19 protein-coding genes and 1 tRNA gene are annotated in these 18,282 nt (G+C 63.1%); 14 read left to right on the top strand and 6 right to left on the bottom strand.

The genetic code is table 11. The annotated features are described in order from the left end of the window. Position 1: 1 nt before the first annotated feature. The 6 genes from AC0L15_RS18000 (at position 2) to glpK (ending at position 6,578) form a co-directional block, all read left to right on the top strand. Positions 2-1,072 carry an ABC transporter ATP-binding protein gene (locus tag AC0L15_RS18000; RefSeq protein WP_023801184.1) on the top strand — a complete coding sequence of 357 codons (1,071 nt, stop codon included), beginning with the start codon at positions 2-4 and terminating at the stop codon, positions 1,070-1,072. A gap of 5 nt (positions 1,073-1,077) precedes the next feature. Next, a complete protein-coding gene (locus AC0L15_RS17995; protein ID WP_027151935.1) occupies positions 1,078-1,944 on the top strand; it encodes a carbohydrate ABC transporter permease in 867 nt (288 codons plus the stop codon). Positions 1,945-2,056: 112 nt separating this feature from the next. Beyond that, the gene (locus AC0L15_RS17990; protein ID WP_065007668.1) at positions 2,057-2,875 is read left to right on the top strand and encodes a carbohydrate ABC transporter permease; all 819 of its coding nucleotides are present in this window, start codon (positions 2,057-2,059) and stop codon (positions 2,873-2,875) included. Positions 2,876-2,902: 27 nt separating this feature from the next. Next, positions 2,903-3,184, top strand: a complete 282-nt coding sequence (locus AC0L15_RS17985; RefSeq protein ID WP_027151937.1) for a DUF2160 domain-containing protein — start codon at positions 2,903-2,905, stop codon at positions 3,182-3,184. A 72-nt stretch (positions 3,185-3,256) separates the two neighbouring features. After that, positions 3,257-4,999 carry an ABC transporter substrate-binding protein gene (locus tag AC0L15_RS17980; RefSeq protein ID WP_128244875.1) on the top strand — a complete coding sequence of 581 codons (1,743 nt, stop codon included), beginning with the start codon at positions 3,257-3,259 and terminating at the stop codon, positions 4,997-4,999. Positions 5,000-5,084: 85 nt separating this feature from the next. Beyond that, positions 5,085-6,578: a glycerol kinase GlpK gene (gene glpK / locus AC0L15_RS17975; protein WP_287247763.1), complete on the top strand. Its 1,494-nt coding sequence runs from the start codon at positions 5,085-5,087 to the stop codon at positions 6,576-6,578. A gap of 82 nt (positions 6,579-6,660) precedes the next feature. On the opposite strand, the gene AC0L15_RS17970 is transcribed toward glpK, so the two are convergent. Beyond that, the gene (locus AC0L15_RS17970; protein WP_287247762.1) at positions 6,661-7,143 is read right to left on the bottom strand and encodes a BA14K family protein; all 483 of its coding nucleotides are present in this window, start codon (positions 7,141-7,143) and stop codon (positions 6,661-6,663) included. A 263-nt stretch (positions 7,144-7,406) separates the two neighbouring features. Between AC0L15_RS17970 and AC0L15_RS17965 the strand changes: the two genes are divergently transcribed. Then, positions 7,407-7,482 (top strand) — tRNA-Lys (locus AC0L15_RS17965). Positions 7,483-7,599: 117 nt separating this feature from the next. Here the strand turns inward: AC0L15_RS17965 and dprA are convergent. From dprA to AC0L15_RS17945, 4 genes are all read right to left on the bottom strand, one after another. Continuing rightward, positions 7,600-8,724 carry a DNA-processing protein DprA gene (dprA, locus tag AC0L15_RS17960; RefSeq protein WP_287247760.1) on the bottom strand — a complete coding sequence of 375 codons (1,125 nt, stop codon included), beginning with the start codon at positions 8,722-8,724 and terminating at the stop codon, positions 7,600-7,602. Further along, positions 8,721-9,308: a glycerol-3-phosphate 1-O-acyltransferase PlsY gene (plsY, locus tag AC0L15_RS17955; RefSeq protein ID WP_128172394.1), complete on the bottom strand. Its 588-nt coding sequence runs from the start codon at positions 9,306-9,308 to the stop codon at positions 8,721-8,723. Before plsY ends, dprA begins: the two co-directional genes overlap by 4 nt. 146 nt (positions 9,309-9,454) lie before the next feature. After that, positions 9,455-10,741 (bottom strand): dihydroorotase, encoded by a 1,287-nt coding sequence (locus AC0L15_RS17950; protein ID WP_287247758.1) that lies wholly within the window; start codon positions 10,739-10,741, stop codon positions 9,455-9,457. Further along, positions 10,738-11,718, bottom strand: a complete 981-nt coding sequence (locus AC0L15_RS17945) for an aspartate carbamoyltransferase catalytic subunit (RefSeq protein WP_023801193.1) — start codon at positions 11,716-11,718, stop codon at positions 10,738-10,740. Before AC0L15_RS17945 ends, AC0L15_RS17950 begins: the two co-directional genes overlap by 4 nt. Before the next feature lie 158 nt (positions 11,719-11,876). On the opposite strand from AC0L15_RS17945, the gene AC0L15_RS17940 reads away from it, so the two are divergent. From AC0L15_RS17940 to AC0L15_RS17930, 3 genes are all read left to right on the top strand, one after another. Continuing rightward, positions 11,877-13,505: a DNA alkylation response protein gene (locus tag AC0L15_RS17940; RefSeq protein ID WP_287247757.1), complete on the top strand. Its 1,629-nt coding sequence runs from the start codon at positions 11,877-11,879 to the stop codon at positions 13,503-13,505. 127 nt (positions 13,506-13,632) lie between these two features. Beyond that, on the top strand, positions 13,633-14,211 hold the full coding sequence (locus tag AC0L15_RS17935) for a hypothetical protein (protein WP_473496673.1): 579 nt from the start codon (positions 13,633-13,635) through the stop codon (positions 14,209-14,211). Further along, positions 14,211-14,522 carry a DUF6105 family protein gene (locus tag AC0L15_RS17930; protein ID WP_287247755.1) on the top strand — a complete coding sequence of 104 codons (312 nt, stop codon included), beginning with the start codon at positions 14,211-14,213 and terminating at the stop codon, positions 14,520-14,522. Before AC0L15_RS17935 ends, AC0L15_RS17930 begins: the two co-directional genes overlap by 1 nt. Here AC0L15_RS17930 and ruvX read toward each other — a convergent pair. Next, entirely contained in the window at positions 14,489-14,974 is a 486-nt protein-coding gene (gene ruvX, locus AC0L15_RS17925) for a Holliday junction resolvase RuvX (protein WP_023801197.1), read from the bottom strand. The two genes, AC0L15_RS17930 and ruvX, sit on opposite strands and share 34 nt — an antisense overlap. Positions 14,975-15,074: 100 nt before the next feature. Here ruvX and AC0L15_RS17920 point away from each other — a divergent pair, with 100 nt between their 5' ends. The 4 genes from AC0L15_RS17920 (at position 15,075) to AC0L15_RS17905 (ending at position 18,264) form a co-directional block, all read left to right on the top strand. Continuing rightward, entirely contained in the window at positions 15,075-15,782 is a 708-nt protein-coding gene (locus AC0L15_RS17920) for a metal-dependent hydrolase (protein WP_287247754.1), read from the top strand. A 163-nt stretch (positions 15,783-15,945) separates the two neighbouring features. Further along, on the top strand, positions 15,946-16,233 hold the full coding sequence (gene gatC, locus AC0L15_RS17915; RefSeq protein ID WP_023801200.1) for an Asp-tRNA(Asn)/Glu-tRNA(Gln) amidotransferase subunit GatC: 288 nt from the start codon (positions 15,946-15,948) through the stop codon (positions 16,231-16,233). Between the two features lie 7 nt (positions 16,234-16,240). Continuing rightward, entirely contained in the window at positions 16,241-16,699 is a 459-nt protein-coding gene (locus AC0L15_RS17910; RefSeq protein WP_287247753.1) for a GNAT family N-acetyltransferase, read from the top strand. Next, complete coding sequence (locus AC0L15_RS17905; protein ID WP_287247751.1) at positions 16,699-18,264, top strand: amidase; 1,566 nt, start codon at positions 16,699-16,701, stop codon at positions 18,262-18,264. Before AC0L15_RS17910 ends, AC0L15_RS17905 begins: the two co-directional genes overlap by 1 nt. The last annotated feature ends 18 nt before the right edge of the window (positions 18,265-18,282 follow it).

Below are 18,282 nucleotides of genomic sequence, written 5' to 3'. Positions count from 1 at the left end.
CATGGCGCGCATCGACTGCAATCACATCCGCCACGCCTACGGGCCGCATCCGAAGTCGGACAAGGACTATGCGCTGAAGGAGGTGCATCACGCCTTCGAGGACGGCGGCGCCTATGCGCTGCTGGGGCCGTCGGGCTGCGGCAAGACCACGCTGCTCAACATCATTTCCGGCCTGTTGTATCCGTCGCACGGCGAGCTTCTGTTCGACGGCAAGGACGTCACCAATCTGTCGACGCAGGAGCGCAACATAGCTCAGGTGTTCCAGTTTCCGGTCATCTACGACACCATGACCGTCTACGACAATCTGGCCTTCCCGCTGCGCAACCGCGGCGTTGCGGAACCCGACGTCGACCGCAAGGTGCGTGAAACCCTTGACATGACCGGTCTGGCCGACATGGCCAAGCGAAAGGCGAGGGGGCTGACCGCCGACCAGAAGCAGAAGATCTCGCTCGGACGCGGGCTGGTGCGCTCCGATGTCAACGCGATCCTGTTCGACGAGCCGCTGACCGTCATCGACCCGCATATGAAATGGGTGCTGCGTTCGCAGTTGAAGCAGTTGCACAGGCGCTTCGGCTTCACCATGGTCTATGTCACGCACGACCAGACCGAGGCGCTCACCTTCGCCGAAAACGTCGTCGTCATGTATGAGGGCGAGATCGTTCAAATCGGCTCGCCAGCCGAACTGTTCGAGCGCCCCAAGCATACATTCGTCGGCTATTTCATCGGCTCGCCGGGCATGAACGTCATGCCGGTCGCGGTCGAAGGCAGGAGCGCGCGGCTCGGCAGCCAGACGATCGAATTGCCGGGCGCGCCCAAGGCCGGGATCACCGGTGCGATCGAACTCGGCATCCGCCCCGAATATGTCAGGCTTGGCGCCAGCGGCATGCCGGTTTCAATCCGCAAGGTCGAGGATATCGGCCGCCACAAGGTGGTGCGCGCCAGTTTCGAAGGCCGCGACATCGCGGCGATCATCGGCGAGGACGAGGACATTCCCGCCGATCCGAAGATCGCTTTCGACCCGGCCGGCATCAACATCTATGCCGATTCCTGGCGCGTCGAGATGGGAGGCTGAACTCCATGGATAAGACCTGGAACAACAAGGCGTGGTTCATGGTGCTGCCGGTGCTGGTGCTGGTGGCGTTCAACGCAATCATCCCGCTGATGACGGTGGTCAACTATTCAGTTCAGGAGACGTTCGGAAACAACCTGTTCTTCTTTGAAGGCGTTAAGTGGTTCCAGGAAGTGCTTAATTCGCCGCGCTTCCACGCATCGCTCCTGCGCCAGTTCGCCTTCACTGGGTTAATCCTGCTGATCGAGGTGCCGCTAGGCGTGGCGGTGGCGCTTGCCATGCCGCGTTCCGGCCCATGGGTCGCGGTCTGCCTGGTGTTGATGTCGCTGCCGTTGCTGATCCCATGGAACGTCGTCGGCGCCATGTGGAACATCTTTGCGCTGCCGGACATCGGGCTGCTCGGCTATGTTATCAACGCGATGGGCATCAGCTACAATTTTACCAGCCAGCCGCTGGCGGCGTGGTTCACCGTCGTCCTGATGGACGTATGGCATTGGACCTCGCTGGTGGTGCTGCTTGCCTATGCAGGCCTCGTCTCGATACCCGACGCCTACTATCAGGCTGCAAAGATTGACGGTGCATCACGTTGGTCGGTGTTCCGCTTTATCCAGCTGCCCAAGATGAAGCGAGTGCTGACCATTGCCATGCTGCTGCGGTTCATGGATTCCTTCATGGTCTACACTGAACCGTTCGTTCTAACAGGCGGGGGACCGGGCAATGCCACGACCTTCCTGTCGATCGATCTTGTCAAGGCAGCGCTCGGCGAATTCAACCTCGGAATCGCGGCGGCCATGAGCATCATCTACTTCCTGATGACGCTGCTGGTGTCGTGGCTCTTCTACACCCTGATGACCCAATCCGAAGCGGAGGGCTGAGATGACATCAGTGAAGGAAGGCCTTGGGGATAAAAGGGGCGACGTTTTGATGCGAGAGCAGACAACGCCGCCACCGGCGTCGAATGCGGCGGGTCTCCATTCGACGAGCGTAATGAGCGGACGCGGCCGGGAGGCGCGCTTCCTTTGGCTCGTGCCGACGGTCTACATCATCTTCCTGATGCTGCCGATCTACTGGCTGCTCAACATGTCGTTCAAGACGACGAACGAAATCCTCGGCGGCTTTTCATTGTGGCCCCGCAGTTTCACGGTGGCGAGCTATGTCGAGATCCTCACCAACCCCGTTTGGTACAATGGCTACATCAGCTCTATCAGCTATGTATTTATCAACACTGCGATTTCGGTCAGCGTGGCGCTGCCCGCCGCCTATGCCTTCTCGCGCTACCGCTTCCTTGGGGACAAGCACCTGTTCTTCTGGCTGCTGACCAACCGCATGGCGCCACCGGCGGTTTTCGCGCTGCCGTTTTACCAGCTCTACTCGGCCATCAATCTCTTCGACACGCCCTGGGCCGTTGCGCTGGCGCACTGCCTGTTCAACATACCGCTCGCAGTGTGGATTCTCGAAGGCTTCATGTCCGGCGTGCCGAAGGAGATCGACGAGACGGCCTTCATAGACGGCTATTCCTGGCCGCGGTTCTTCGTGAAGATATTCATGCCGCTGATCGCTTCCGGCATCGGTGTCACGGCGTTCTTCTGCTTCATGTTCTCTTGGGTCGAGCTGTTGCTCGCCAAGACGCTGACGTCTGTCGCCGCGAAGCCGATCGCCGCCGTGATGACCCGGACGGCGAGCACATCGGGCTACGAACTTGGATTGCTGGCGGCCGCCGGCGTGCTCACCATCGTCCCGGGCGCGATCGTCATCTGGTTCGTCCGGAACTATATCGCCAAGGGATTTGCGCTCGGCCGCGTCTAGCGGCGGCGCAGGGAAGGAGTAAAGACGATGGATCTGTCATGGATGGCCTGGACTTGGCAGACCGCCACCTTCTTCGGCGTGATCCTGCTTCTTCTGGTCGGGATGACCGTGTGGGAGTGGGCCAGTCCTGGCGGAGCGCCGCGCCATGGCATTCTCGGCCTCGACACTACGCGTGGCGACCGACTGTTCATTTCGCTGCTAGGCAGCGCCTATATCCATCTCGCTTGGCTGGGTCTTGTCGGACCCAACCTGTGGTGGGCACTCGCCCTCTCGATCGTCTACGCCATCGGCGTTTTTCGGTTCGTCTAGGGGGAGAAACTGTTGGAGCGGCCGCACAACGACCGCTCCGATTGCACTTGAAACCGAAATGGGAGGAACCTCATGCGACGTCACTTACTAACATCGACAACGGCACTAATCCTGCTGCTCGGGGCCAGTCAGGCCTACGCAGGCATGGACGAAGCCAAGACATTCCTTGACACGGAAATCGATGGTCTTTCGACCCTTGATCGCTCGGCTCAGGAAGCCGAAATGCAATGGTTTGTCGATGCCGCGAAACCCTTCGCCGGCATGGAAGTCAACGTGCTGTCGGAAGGTATCCCGACACACACCTATGAATCGACCGTGCTCACCAAGGCGTTCGAGGCGATCACGGGCATCAAGGTCAACCACCAGATCCTCGGCGAGGGCGAAGTCGTCCAGGCCGTCCAGACCCAGATGCAGACCAACCGCAACCTTTATGATGCTTATGTCAACGACAGCGATCTGATCGGCACCCATTCGCGGCTGCAGCTTGCCGTGAATCTCACCGATTTCATGGCCGGCGAAGGCAAGGACGTCACCCTTCCGACGCTCGATCTCGAAGACTTCATTGGCATCAAGTTCACGACCGGCCCGGACGGCAAGCTCTACCAGCTCCCGGACCAGCAGTTCGCCAACCTCTACTGGTTCCGCAAGGATTGGTTCGACAAGCCGGAACTCAAGGAAAAGTTCAAGGCCAAGTATGGCTACGATCTCGGCGTCCCGGTGAACTGGTCCGCCTACGAGGATATCGCCGAATTCTTCTCCAAGGATGTGAAGGAAATCGACGGCGTGCAGGTCTTCGGACACATGGACTACGGCAAGCGCGCACCCGATCTCGGTTGGCGCATGACTGACGCGTGGCTGTCCATGGCCGGCACCGGCAGCCCTGGCGAGCCGAATGGCATCCCGATCGACGAATGGGGCATCCGCATGGAGGCGGGCACCTGCAATCCGGTCGGCGCGAGCGTGTCGCGCGGTGGCGAGGCGAATGGTCCGGCGTCGGTCTATGCCATCGCAAAGTGGGACGAGTGGCTGCGTAACTTTGCACCTCCCGGAGCAGCGAGCTACGATTTCTACCAGTCGCTGCCCGCGCTGAGCCAAGGCAACGTGGCCCAGCAGATCTTCTGGTACACGGCTTTCCTCGCCGACATGGTGAAGCCCAAGTCGGAAGGCAACAACACGGTCGATGATCAGGGCAATTTGTTGTGGCGCATGGCCCCGTCGCCGCACGGCCCGTACTGGAAGGAAGGGCAGAAGATCGGCTATCAGGACGTGGGCTCTTGGACGATCCTGAAATCGACCCCGGCCGATCGTGCTAAGGCCGCCTGGCTTTATGCGCAGTTCGTCGTGTCGAAGACCGTGTCTTTGAAGAAGTCACATGTCGGGCTCACTCTGATCCGCGATTCCGACATTCGGCATCAGTCGTTTACCGACCGTGCGCCCAAACTCGGCGGCTGGGTGGAGTTCTACCGCTCTCCAGACCGGGTCGCCTGGTCGCCGACCGGCATCAACGTGCCCGACTACCCGAAGCTCGCCCAGATCTGGTGGCAGCAGATCGGCGACGTGAACTCCGGGGCGTTTACGCCGCAGCAGGCGATGGACCGCCTCGCTGAGGAAATGGACATCACGATGGCCCGCATGCAGGCCGCCGACGAGTCCGCTAAGGTCTATGGCGGCTGTGGTCCGCGACTCAACGAGCCGAAAGATCCGACCGAATGGTTGGGCAAGCCGAACGGTCCTAAGGCCAAACTCGAGAACGAGAAGCCGAAAGGCGAGACCATCGTCTATGAGGAACTGATCAAGCGCTGGACCACCCAGTAGGCTTGCCGAACCGCGAAAGCGGAAAGAGGCTACAGGGAGGCGGCGCGAGCCGTCTCCCTTCTTTGCGAATGATGGGGGAGACAGCATGACCGGATACATCCTAGCATTCGACCAGGGGACGACGTCGAGCCGGGCGATCCTGTTCGACGGTGAGATGAAGGTCGTGGGCAGCGGACAGAAAGAGTTTACCCAGCATTATCCGGCCTCCGGCTGGGTAGAGCATGATCCGGAGGAAATCTGGTCGAGTGTCGTGGCGACGGCGAAGGCTGCGCTGAAGAGCGCCGGCCGCGATGCGTCGGATGTCGCGGCCATCGGAATCACCAACCAGCGCGAGACCGTCGTCATCTGGGACAGGGCGACCGGCAGGCCGATCCATAACGCGATCGTCTGGCAGGACCGCCGCACCGCGCCGCTGTGCCAGCAATTGAAGAAGCAGGGGTTGGAGAAGAAGTTCACCAGGAAGACCGGCCTGCTGCTCGATCCCTATTTCTCCGGCACCAAGATCGCCTGGATGCTGGACAAGGTGAAGGGCGCCAGAAAACGCGCCGAGAACGGCGAATTGCTGGCCGGCACCATCGACAGCTTTCTGATCTGGCGGCTGACCGGCGGCAAGGTTCACGCCACCGATGCCACCAACGCCTCGCGCACGCTGGTCTACAACATCGAAAAGAATGGATGGGACGACGAGCTCCTAGCCATTCTTGGTATACCGGCAAGAATGCTGCCGCAGGTGAAGGATTGCGCCGACGACTATGGAATCACAGAGAAAAGCCTGTTCGGCGCAGAGATAAAGATCCTCGGTGTGGCTGGCGACCAGCACGCGGCGACCATCGGCCAGGCCTGTTTCGAGCCGGGCATGATGAAATCGACCTATGGCACCGGCTGCTTCGCGCTGCTCAACACCGGCAGCGATCTGGTGCGCTCGAAGAACCGTCTGTTGACGACCATTGCCTACAGGCTGAACGGCAAGACCACCTATGCGCTGGAAGGGTCGATCTTCATCGCAGGTGCTGCCGTGCAATGGCTGCGCGACGGCATCAAGGTGATCGGCAAGGCCGAGCAGAGCGGCGTGCTGGCGGCGAGCGCCGACCCGACCCAACAAGTCTACCTGGTGCCGGCTTTCGTCGGGCTTGGCGCGCCGCACTGGGACGCCGAGGCGCGCGGCGCCATCTTCGGGCTGACCCGCAATTCGGGCCCGGCGGAATTTGCCCGTGCCGCACTCGAGTCCGTCGCGTTCCAGACGCGCGACCTGCTCGACGCGATGCGCAGGGACTGGAAGAGCGCGTCAGCGAAGACCGTTCTCAGGGTCGATGGCGGCATGGTGGCGTCGGACTGGACGATGCAGCGGCTTGCCGACATCCTCGATGCACCGGTCGACCGCCCGACCATCCTGGAGACGACGGCGCTCGGCGCGGCATGGCTGGCCGGCTCGAAGGCCGGCGTCTGGCCGAAGACAAGGGAATTCGCCAGGAGCTGGGCGCTGGAGCGACGGTTTCGACCGGACATGGATGCATCGGTCCGTTCCGCAAAGCTGGCGGGTTGGCGCCATGCTGTGCGACGGACACTGAGCACGCTGTAGATTCGCGCTCCGAAAAGAAAAGCCTGCGCCGTTGCCGGCGCAGGCTTTTCAACAAGCTTTATTCAACTCTGCCCCTGGCTTATCAATAGGGCGAGATGCACTGCCGGCGGGGGCCGTAGTAAGGCTTAAACGTGTTGTCGTAGGCCCGGTAAGATCTGTAGCGGCTGTAGCACCACTCCACGTGCGCATCGCCGCGATAGATGCGGCGGCTCTGGTTGTTGATCGCGCCGGTGATCAGCGCGCCGGTAGCGAAGGCCGCCAGCGGGAACCAGTAGTCGTTGTAGCGACGATAGCCAGGACGATAATAGCGATAGCCGCGATAGCCGCGATAGTACCTGAAATCGTCGTTACCGGCGAAACGACGAAAATCGCGGCGGGAAAAATCGCGACGCGAGAAATCCCGGTTCCTCCACCTCCGCCGTTCATCCTGAATTGTCTGGACATCCGACGAGACGTTCTGACCCAGCGGCACGTAGATGGGCTGGGCGTTGACGGGCACGATCTGCGCTACAGCGAATGATGCTGACAGCACGGTCGCCAGCAAGCCCGACATGATCCTGTTCATGGCCTTCTCCTTGATAGCGTCGTCCCTTGTAGCGATAAAAACGGGCAGGTTGCGCAATTGTTCCGCGAAGAATAGCAAGCTACTGATTCGTAATGCGTCTCGGCTTTTGTGCGAGACAGCCACTCCGGTCTTGTCGAGACGGTTTGCGAGGCGTCAGCAGACCGCGAAAAGTCCGGCTCGCGAGGCCTCTTTTTCCGGTTGACCGTTCGAGACACTCTCCCTATGTTCCGCGCAATTTCGAGGGCGGCATCCTGAGCCCGCGGGAGCGCGTAGCTCAGCCGGTAGAGCAACTGACTTTTAATCAGTAGGTCCAGGGTTCGAATCCCTGCGCGCTCACCATTTTTTCCCTGAAAATCAACAGGTTAGCGTTCCTGTTCCCAGTCTAAAGCGAGATGCTTCATGACGCCTTGGGTTTTCCAGCGGCGTCGAGCCAGTTTCTCTCAAGAATCGCCTCGATCACACCAGCGAGACATTGCCGCCGGCGTGGCGCTCCAGCCGGCCGGCTAGGTCGAGTTCCAGCAGCACCATGAAAACCTGGGCGGGATGCAGGCCGGTGTGGCGGATGATTTCGTCGACCGCCACCGGCGTTGGGCCGAGCGCTTCGATGACGCCGGCGCGGTCGTCTTCGCCGGGTGGCGGTGTGGCCGAAAAGTCGGGCGGCTCTTCGAGCAGCGGCGTCCTTGGCGCCAGTTTGCCGACCAGCGGCGCGATCGCACCGGTAATGTCCGCTGCTTCGGTGACCAGGGTGGCGCCGTCCTTGAGCAAGGCGTTGGCGCCGGCGGCGCGCGGATCGAGCGGCGAGCCGGGGACGGCGAAGACCAGCCGGCCCATCTCGCCGGCAAGCCTGGCGCTGATCAGCGAGCCGGAGCGCAGCGCCGCCTCGACCACGACCAGCCCCAATGCCGCACCGGCGACAAGGCGGTTGCGGCGTGGAAAATCCTGGGCGCGCGGCTGCCAGCCGAACGGCATCTCTGAAATGATGGCACCGCCGCGCTCGGCAATCTCGTTGCACAATGCGGCATTCTCGGGCGGGTAGGGCAGGTCGAGGCCGCCGGCCAGCACACCGATCGTGCCTGACGCAAGGCTGCCCTGATGTGCTGCCGTGTCGATGCCGCGCGCCAGGCCGGAGACGATGCCGAAGCCGTCGCGGCCGAGTTCGGCGGCGAGCGTCCGCGCCATCTTGATGCCGGCCAGCGAGGCGTTGCGGGCGCCGACTATGGCGACCGCCGGCAGCCGGAACACCGCGCCTTCGCCCTTGACCGCGAGCAGCGGCGGCGGATGGTCCATGCTTTTCATCAGCGGCGGATAGTCGGCCTCGCCAATGCCGACGAAGCGGGCGCCGGCGCGCCGTGCGGTCTCCAGTTCCGCCTCGGCCTCGGCCACCGTCGGGATGCGGACGGCCTTTCTGGCGCCGCCCGAAACCATCAGCTCGGGCAGCATCTCGAGCGCCGTCTCGGCCGAGCCGAAGCGGTTGATCAGGTCGCGAAAGGTGGCCGCACCGACATTCGGCGTGCGGATCAAACGAAGCCAGCTCAACCGCTGCCGGTCGCTGAGCCGCGTCCCGGCGGCGCGCTGGCTCACTCCCTGGCTCCGATCTTGTTCTCGGTGCCGGCCAGCAGCCGGGTAATGTTGGCCCGGTGTTTTATGATGACGATCAGGCTCATCAGCGCGAACAGCCCGGCAATCTCGGGCGTGCTGAGGACATAGAGCGCGATCGGCACGACGATTGCTGCCGTCAGCGCCGCCAGCGAGGAATAGCGGAACAGGAAAGCCATGGCCAGCCAGACGACGGCAAAGATCAGCGCCACCTGCCAGCCAAGAGCGATCAGCACGCCGAGATAGGTGGCGACCCCCTTGCCGCCCTTGAAACCGAGCCAGACCGGGAAGAGATGGCCGAAGAAGGCGCCTAAGCCGGCCCAGAGCCCGAGCTCCGGGGCAAAGTAACCGGCGATCAGCACCGCCGCCGTGCCTTTCAGCGCGTCGAGCAGCAGCGTGGCGGCAGCCAGGCCCTTGTTGCCGGTGCGCAGCACATTGGTGGCGCCGATATTGCCGGAGCCGATGTTGCGGACGTCGCCAAGGCCGGCGGCACGGGTGATCAGGAGGCCGAACGGGATCGAGCCGAGCAGATAGCCGAACACCAGCGCCAAGACGATGCCGTAAGCCATTGTTCCCCCGGATATGCCCTAAAGCGCGTCGCGTTTGACCGGCCTGATGCGACGCGCTTTAGGTTGCTGTTTTATGCATGTCGTTATCGCAAAACCGCTGCGCACCCTCGGGTCAGGCCCGAGGGCATGCTTTTGCGCGACATGCATTAGGCCGAAAACACTGTGCGGCCCGCCACCATCGTTTGCAAGACCTTGCCCTGCAGCCGCGCGCCTTCGAAACAGGTGTTTTTCGAGCGCGAACGGATGCCGCTTTCGCTGACGATCCATGGCTCGTCGAGATCGACCAGCGCAAGGTCGGCGACCGCACCCGGCTTCAGCGTGCCGCCGGGCAGGCCGAACAGTCTTGCCGGCGCAGTGGACAACGTCTCAACCAACCTGAGCAGCGTCATATCGCCATTGTGGTAGAGCCGCAGCGCCGCGCCGAGCAGCGTTTCCAGTCCGATGGCACCGGCCGCGGCGTCGGCGAAAGGCAGCCGCTTGGTGTCGACGTCCTGCGGGTCGTGCGAGGATACGATGATGTCGATCGTGCCGTCCTTGACCGCCTCGATCATCGCCAGCCGGTCCTCCTCGGCGCGCAGCGGCGGCGTCAGCCGGAAGAAGGTGCGGTATTCGCCGACATCGTTCTCGTTGAGCGACAGATTGTGGATCGAGACGCCTGCTGTGACTTTGGCGCCGTCGGCCTTGGCCCTCGTTACCGCGTTTGCCGCCATCGCAGTCGAAATCTTGGCCGCGTGATAGGCGCCGCCAGTCAGCCGCGCCAGCGCAAGATCGCGCTCCAGCGGAATGGACTCGGCTTCGCGCGGAATGCCGGCAAGGCCGAGCCAGCTGGCATAGAGGCCTTCGTTCATGACGCCTGACGAAGCGAGGTCGGCGTCCTGGGTTTCATGCGCGATCACGCCGCCGAAATCGCGCGCATAGGTCAGCGCACGGCGCATCACCAGTGCGCTTGAAATGGTGTGCCGGCCGTCAGTGAAGGCGATCGCGCCGGCCTCGCGCAGCAGGCCGAATTCGGTCATCTCGCGGCCTTCGAGCCTCTTGGTGATCGCCGCCGCCGGAAAGATATTGACGACGGCAGTGTCCTTGGCGGTGCGCAGCACGAATTCGACCAGCGCGACATTGTCGATCACCGGGTCGGTGTCGGGCATCATGACGATGGAAGTGACGCCACCGGCCGCCGCCGCCACGCTGGCCGAAGCGATGGTCTCGCGGTGCTCGCCGCCCGGTTCGCCGATGAAGACGCGCGCATCGATCAGGCCGGGAATAATTGCCTTGCCGGCGCAGTCGATGACGTTAGCATCTTGCGCAGCGCCCTGGTTCAAGGCCGCCTTGCCGGCGGCGACGATCTTGCGGCCCTCGACAATGACGGTGCCGACCTCGTCAATGCCGCGCGACGGATCGACGATGCGGGCCCGGCTGAAGACGGTTGTGCTCATGCGCCGCGGCCCTCAAGATTGCGGCCCTCATAATTGCGGCGGGGATCGAGCAGCGCTTCCATCACCGCCATGCGCACGGCAACACCCATCTCCACCTGTTCCTGGATGACGCTCTGCGGACCGTCGGCGATTTCCGAAGCAATCTCGACGCCGCGGTTCATCGGGCCGGGGTGCATGACCAGAGCGCCGTCCTTGGCCGCCTTCAGCTTCTCGGCGTCGAGGCCGAAATAGTGGAAATACTCACGCACCGAAGGCACGAAGGCGCCTTCCATGCGCTCGCGCTGCAGCCGCAGCATCATCACCACATCCGCGTCCTTGAGCCCTTCGGCCATCGAACGGGTGACGATCACACCCATTTTCTCGATGCCGGCGGGCAAAAGCGTCGACGGCGCCACGACGCGCACCTGCGCGCCGAGCGCATTGAGCAGCATGATGTTGGAACGCGCCACGCGCGAATGCAGGATGTCGCCGCAGATCGCCACGATCAGCTTCGACAGCGGGCCCCTGGCGCGGCGGATGGTCAGCGCGTCGAGCAGCGCCTGCGTCGGGTGCTCATGGGCGCCGTCGCCGGCATTGATCACCGAGCAGCCGACCTTTTGCGCCAGCAGCGCGGCGGCACCCGCCGACTGGTGGCGGATGATCAGGATGTCGGGATGCATGGCGTTCAGCGTCATCGCCGTGTCGATCAGCGTCTCGCCCTTCTTCACCGAAGAACTGGCCACCGACATGTTCATGACATCGGCGCCGAGCCGTTTTCCGGCCAGTTCGAACGACGATTGCGTCCGTGTCGAAGCTTCGTAGAACAGGTTGATCTGGGTGCGGCCACGCAGCGTCGAGGCCTTCTTCTCCGACTGCCGCGAGATCGCGACCGACCGGTCCGCCCTGTCCAGCAAAAGCTCGATGTCGGCGGGGGAAAGATCGCGGATGCCCAGAAGATGGCGGTGAGGGTAGAGTGGCAGGGACGAAGCGTCGGTCATCTCAAGGCGCTGCTATAGGGTGGAGGACCTTTGGCTGCAAGCACCAGCTTTGGATTGCGGCCTTTCTCCCCGGTATTTTCGTCGCGCTCGTTGCGCGGCTTGGGCTATATCTAGCTGATGGCTTCGGATTCGTGGCCTTGTGATGATAAGGACAGTGTGTGACCGACGACGTGACGAACCAGCCGCCGCCGCTGGCAGGCGGCAACGCCTGGCGAGGCGATCCGTTGCTGATCCAGCTTGCCGAGCGTTTTTCCGATCCGGTGCGCAAGGATATCGATGGGCTTGGCCGTTTCGTGCTGACGCAGGAGGCGCAGGAACTGGCTCGCCTCGCCAATGTCGAGACGCCCAAGCTCAGGACGCATGACCGCCAGGGCCGGCGCATCGATCTGGTCGAGTTCCATCCAGCCTATCATGCGCTGATGCGCCGGTCGGTGGCGAACGGGCTGCATTCGTCGGTCTGGGAAAATGGCGATGCCGAGATCGGCCGCCGCCATCAGGTGCGCGCCGCCCGTTTCTACCTGACCGCCCAACTCGAAACCGGGCATCTCTGTCCCATCACCATGACCAGCGCATCGCTGGCAGCGCTGATGGCAAGCCCAAAACTGTTTCGCGAATGGGCGCCGCGGGTGACGACACGCAAATACGACCAGAGCCAGAAGCCGCCGGTCGAAAAAGCCGGGCTGACGCTCGGCATGGGCATGACCGAGAAGCAGGGTGGCACCGACGTCCGCGCCAACGTCACCAGGGCCGAGCGCGCAGGCAGCAGCTTCTATCGGCTGACCGGCCACAAATGGTTCATGTCGGCGCCGATGTCGGATGCATTCCTGGTGCTTGGACAGGCGCCGGAAGGACTTTCGTGCTTTCTCGTTCCGCGCATTCTCGGCGATGGCTCGGGCAACGGCTTCCGCTTCCAGCGGCTGAAGGACAAGCTTGGCAACCGCTCCAACGCCTCGTCCGAAGTCGAGTTCGTCAATGCCATCGGCGAGATCGTCAGCGAGCCCGGGGCAGGCGTCAAGACGATAATGGATATGGTGACGCTAACCCGGCTCGACTGCGCGATCGCCTCGTCGGCGATCATGCGAGCCGGGCTGGCCGAAGCCGTCCACCACACCCGTCACCGCCAGGTGTTTGGAACCAATCTGATCGAGCAGCCGCTGATGCAGCGCGTGCTGGCCGACATGGCGCTCGACGTCGCCGCCGCCACCGCGCTGTCATTCCGACTAGCGCGCTCGTTCGACGAGGCGGCCGGCGACCGCGGCGAGGCGGCTTTTGCGCGCGCCATGACGCCGGTCGTCAAATACTGGGTCTGCAAGATCGCACCGCCGCTGCTCTATGAGGCGATGGAGTGCCTCGGCGGCAATGGCTATGTCGAGGAGGCGCCGCTCGCCCGCTACTATCGCGAAGCTCCGGTCAACGCGATCTGGGAGGGATCCGGCAATGTCATGGCGCTCGACGTGCTGCGCGTGCTGGGGCGTGCACCCGGACTGTTCGAGGAGGTGCTGGCCGGCATCGATCGCGATCTCGGCGCCGGCGGACGCGGCACCGTCGGTGTGCTCAAGGCAGCAATGCAGGTCGCGGCAACCGATGAGGGCTCGGCCCGTCTGCTCACCGAGCAACTGGCGCTGTCGGCGGCGGCGGCGGAGCTTCGCAGGCTGGGGGCAGGGCGGATCGCCGACGCCTTCGTCGAGACGCGCCTCGCCGGCCAGTGGCGCAACACCTATGGCATGCTCGATTCACGCCATGACGCGCGCATGATCATCGACACGCTGTACCCACCGGTCACCTGAGAAGGATTCAGGAAAGATTTTCCTCGTCGATCGCTGCTCTGTGGAAAGCCGTTAACCTTAACAAATGGTTTCCATTGCGGTCGCAAGCCGCAAAGCCCACTGTCCTGTTTACTGAAGCAGGAACGCCATGCGGCACATATTGAGCTCCTTTCTGGCCTTGCACTGGGCGGTCGTTTTCGCCCTGCTGGCGTTCATCTGCATCGACGGAAATCGCGGTGTTGCAGCAGCGCTTGGCGTGCTCGGCGTTGCCGTCCAGAACACCCGCTTCGTCGACCTCGAAAATGCCATCGTGGTGGCGCCGCTTGCCGTGGTGCTGCTTGTCGTCGCGGTGCTGTTCTGCTGGGCTTTTGTCGAGACTCTATTGAGCGTCCCGACAAATCCGGACGCCACCGACAGCGTCGTGCGGGTCGCCTTCATCTCCGCTTCCGGCGTGCTGTCGCTGATCGTGGTCGGCGGCGCCGCGCAAGGCATCAACGGGCTGTTCATGGCCGTCGCGGTGCAGCTGGCGGCACTGCTGGCTTCCTATGTCGCCATGCTCGCAGAGCGGCGGTCGGCTTTTGCCGCAGCGGATCCGGGCACCGGCGAAATCCGTGCCGCAGCGCATGTGATGGCGAAGGCGGCGGCGCACAACTCGGCGCTTTCGCGCATTTCCGGCCGGCCGGACACAAACTTGAGGCCGGACACGAACTTGAGGGATGGCCGCTGATGCGCACCTTGTTCGCGCTATGGGCGGCACCGCTCGGTCTGTTCTGGGGCTGGTTCTTCCTGTCGCTCAACGACATCAATTTCGGCTATGTCATGCTGAGCCGCCAATTGCATGACCTGGTTTTCCAGCTCTATGGGGAAATGCTTGGCATTGATCCGGCGCTCATTCCTGGCATGGTGGCAAAGGCCTGCATCCTCGACAGCCTGCTGCTGATGGCGTTTTGGGCGTTTCGCCGCCGCCGGGTGATCGGTGGCTGGATCAGGGTAATGCGCGACCGCTATTTCGACCAGGCGTCGACGCCGAGCGCCTGAAGCCGGTCGAGCGCGCCCTGCAGAATGAAGGCGGCTGCGGCTGAATCGATCTTGCCGGCGCGTTTGCGGCGCGAAAAATCCATCTCGATCAGCGTCCGCTCGGCCGCCACCGTCGACAGCCGCTCGTCCCACAAGACGAAGGGCAGGTCGGTCACACCAGCCATGTTGCGGGCGAAGGCGCGGGATTTCTGGGCGCGCGGGCCTTCCGACCCGTCCATGTTGACCGGCAGGCCGAGCACCACGGCCCCGACATTCTCTTTCTGCAGCAAGGCGAGCAGCACTGCGGCATCCAGCGAGAATTTCCTGCGCATGATGACGGGACGCGGGTGGGCGAAGGCAAAGCCCCGGTCGGAAACCGCCACGCCAATCGTCTTGTCGCCAAGGTCGAGCCCGGCCAGCGTCTTGCCGCCGCCGAGCCGCGCCGGCAACTCCTCGATGGTGATGATGCTCAACGGCTTTCCTCGAACCATACGCCGCAAAGGACGCTGTGGGACTTTAATTTCACTGCCGGCGTTCTATCCTTTGGCGAAGCAAAAATCGAGGAAGGCATTCATGAAACTGACCTGGTACGGACATTCCGCATTTCGCGTCGAAACCGCCGACGCGAAAATCCTCATCGATCCCTACCTGATCGGCAATCCGTCATGGACGGGCGGCTGGGAAGAGCCGGCGGATGGGGTCACGCATGTTCTGTTGACCCACGGCCACAGCGACCACATCAGCGGTGCGCTCGAAGTGCTCGGGAAAAGCGGCGCCATGCTGGTCGCCAATTTCGAGGTCTGCATGTACCTGGTCGGCAAGGGCGTCAGCGACAAGAAGATCAATCCCGGCAATATTGGCGGCACGATCGATTGCGGCGGCTTCACCACCACCTTTGTCCAGGCGCTGCATTCCTCGTCGTTCTCGGGCGACAAGGGCCAGAACACCTATCTCGGCAACCCCGGCGGCCTCGTCCTGCATTTCCAGGAAGACAAGACGCTCTACCACATGGGCGACACCGACATCTTTTCCGACATGGCGCTGATCAACGAACTGCACGAGCCGAAGATCGGCATCGTGCCGATCGGCGATCGCTTCACCATGGGCGGCGCGGTGGCAGCCCTTGCCTGCCGGCGCTTCTTTCAGTTCGAGACGGTCATTCCCAGTCACTTCGGCACATTTCCGATCATCGACCAGACCGCCGACAAGTTTGTCACGGGGCTGGAGGGTTCCGGCGTGAAGGTGGCGTTGCCGGAGATCGGCGGGACAATCACCTTGTAGAGTAGACTATGCACCTTGTAGAGCATGCCAAAGGCGCTGCTGTTCGCTGCGACGGCGTTGCGCTGCCATCGACCTTCCGGGCCGGTTCTCGGCACGATGCATGTTGCGTGGCACGCGCCGCGCCGCTATAGCGCGGACTGGTTTTCCCGAGGCACAAGCAAATATGTCCGTTGATCTGCAGACAGTGAAGCGCGTCGCGCGTCTCGCCCGCATTGCGGTGAGCGAGGCGGATGCCGAGCGCATGACCGGCGAGTTGAACGCCATTCTCGGCTTTGTCGAGCAGTTGAACGAGGTCGAGGTCGCTGGCGTCGAGCCGATGACGTCGGTCATTCCGATGGAGATGAAGAAGCGCCCGGACGTTGTCACCGACGGCAGCAAGGCGGCCGACATCGTTGCCAACGCACCGGCGACCGAAGAGAATTTCTTCCTCGTTCCGAAGGTCGTGGAGTAGCGGGCCGATGGCAATCGAGATCGCCATCGAAACGCCGCTGCAGGACGACGTGCGCGGGCTGGTCAAGGAGCTTAACGACACGCTGCTGGAACTGACGCCGCCGGAGCACTGCTCCCACATGACCGTCGAGCAGATGGCCGACAACGACACGACTGTCTTCATCGCTCGCGACAACGGCCTCGCCATCGGCTGCGGCGCGCTGAAACGCCACGACGGCGCCGTCGGCGAGGTCAAGCGCATGTACACGCGGCCTTCGCATCGCGGGCAGAAGATCGGCGCCGGGATCGTCCAGCGAATCGAGGCGCTGGCGCGCAATGAAGGACTGAAGCGTCTGGTGCTGGAAACCGGCGACCGCCATCCGGCTGCGTGGACCGTCTATGAACGCGCCGGATTTTCGCGCTGCGGCCCGGTGCTGGACTATCCCGATTCCGGGTGGTCGGTGTTTTACGAAAAGAGCCTTGCCTGATGAGCGACCTGACCCACCTGACGATTTCGCAGGCCCGCGCCAAACTGCGCGCCAGGGAAATCACCGCAACCGAGATCACCGAAGCCTATCTCCAGGCAATCGAGCGGGCCAATCCGGCGCTCAATGCCTATGTCGTCGTAACCGACGACAAGGCGCGCGACATGGCCAAGGCCTCGGACGCAAAGCTTGCGAAGGGCGAGGGCGGGTCGCTCGAAGGCATTCCGCTCGGCATCAAGGACCTGTTCGGCACCGAAGGCATCCACACCCAGGCCTGCAGCCATGTGCTGGACGGCTTCAAGCCCCACTACGAATCGACCGTCACCGCCAATCTGTGGGCCGACGGCGCCATCATGCTCGGCAAGCTCAACATGGACGAGTTCGCCATGGGCTCGTCCAATGAGAGCTCCTACTACGGCCCAGTCGTCAGTCCATGGCGGCGTTCGCGCGTCGACACGATGGTGATGCCGACTACGCACCAGGGCGATGGCGGCTTTGTCTCGGCCGGCGGCACCAGAACCGCGCGCACGCTGGATAACGCCCAGCTGGTGCCGGGCGGCTCGTCGGGTGGCTCGGCCTCCGCCGTTTCGGCGTTCCTGTGTGCCGGCGCCACCGCCACCGACACCGGCGGCTCGATCCGCCAGCCCGCCGCCTTCACCGGCACGGTCGGCATCAAGCCGACCTACGGCCGCTGCTCGCGCTGGGGCATCGTCGCCTTCGCTTCGTCGCTCGACCAGGCCGGTCCGATCGCCCGCGACGTGCGTGACGCCGCGATTCTCTTGAAATCCATGGCCTCGGTCGATCCGAAGGACACCACCTCGGTCGACCGCCCGGTGCCGGATTACGAGGCGGCGATCGGCAAGCCGATCAAGGGCATGAAGGTCGGCATCCCGAGGGAATACCGCGTCGACGGCATGCCCGACGAGATCGAGGCGCTGTGGCAGAAGGGCATTGCCTGGCTGAAACATGCCGGCGCCGAGATCGTCGACATTTCGCTTCCGCATACCAAATATGCGCTGCCGGCCTATTACATCGTCGCGCCCGCCGAAGCCTCGTCGAACCTAGCCCGCTATGACGGCGTCCGCTACGGGTTGCGCGTACCGGGCAAGGACATCGTCGACATGTACGAGAAGACCCGCGCCGCCGGCTTCGGCCGCGAGGTCAAGCGCCGCATCATGATCGGCACCTATGTGCTCTCCGCCGGCTACTACGACGCCTACTATCTGCAGGCGCAGAAGGTGCGCAACCTCATCAAGCGGGATTTCGAAAACGCATTCACTGCCGGCGTCGACGTCATCCTGACGCCGGCGACGCCGTCGGCGGCCTTCGGCATCGCCGACGAGGACATGGCCGCCGACCCGGTCAAGATGTACCTCAACGACATCTTCACGGTGACCGTCAACATGGCCGGACTGCCGGGCATCGCCGTGCCCGCAGGGCTCGACGCCAAGGGCCTGCCGCTCGGCCTGCAGCTCATCGGCCGGCCGTTCGACGAGGAAACCTTGTTCCAGACCGCCCATGTCATCGAACAGGCTGCGGGTACGTTCCAGCCGGAAAAGTGGTGGTAGTGTCGTCTCCCATCTGAA

The sequence above is a fragment of the Mesorhizobium sp. WSM4846 genome (assembly GCF_055811415.1).
This window is presented reverse-complemented; position numbering and strand designations above follow the sequence as displayed.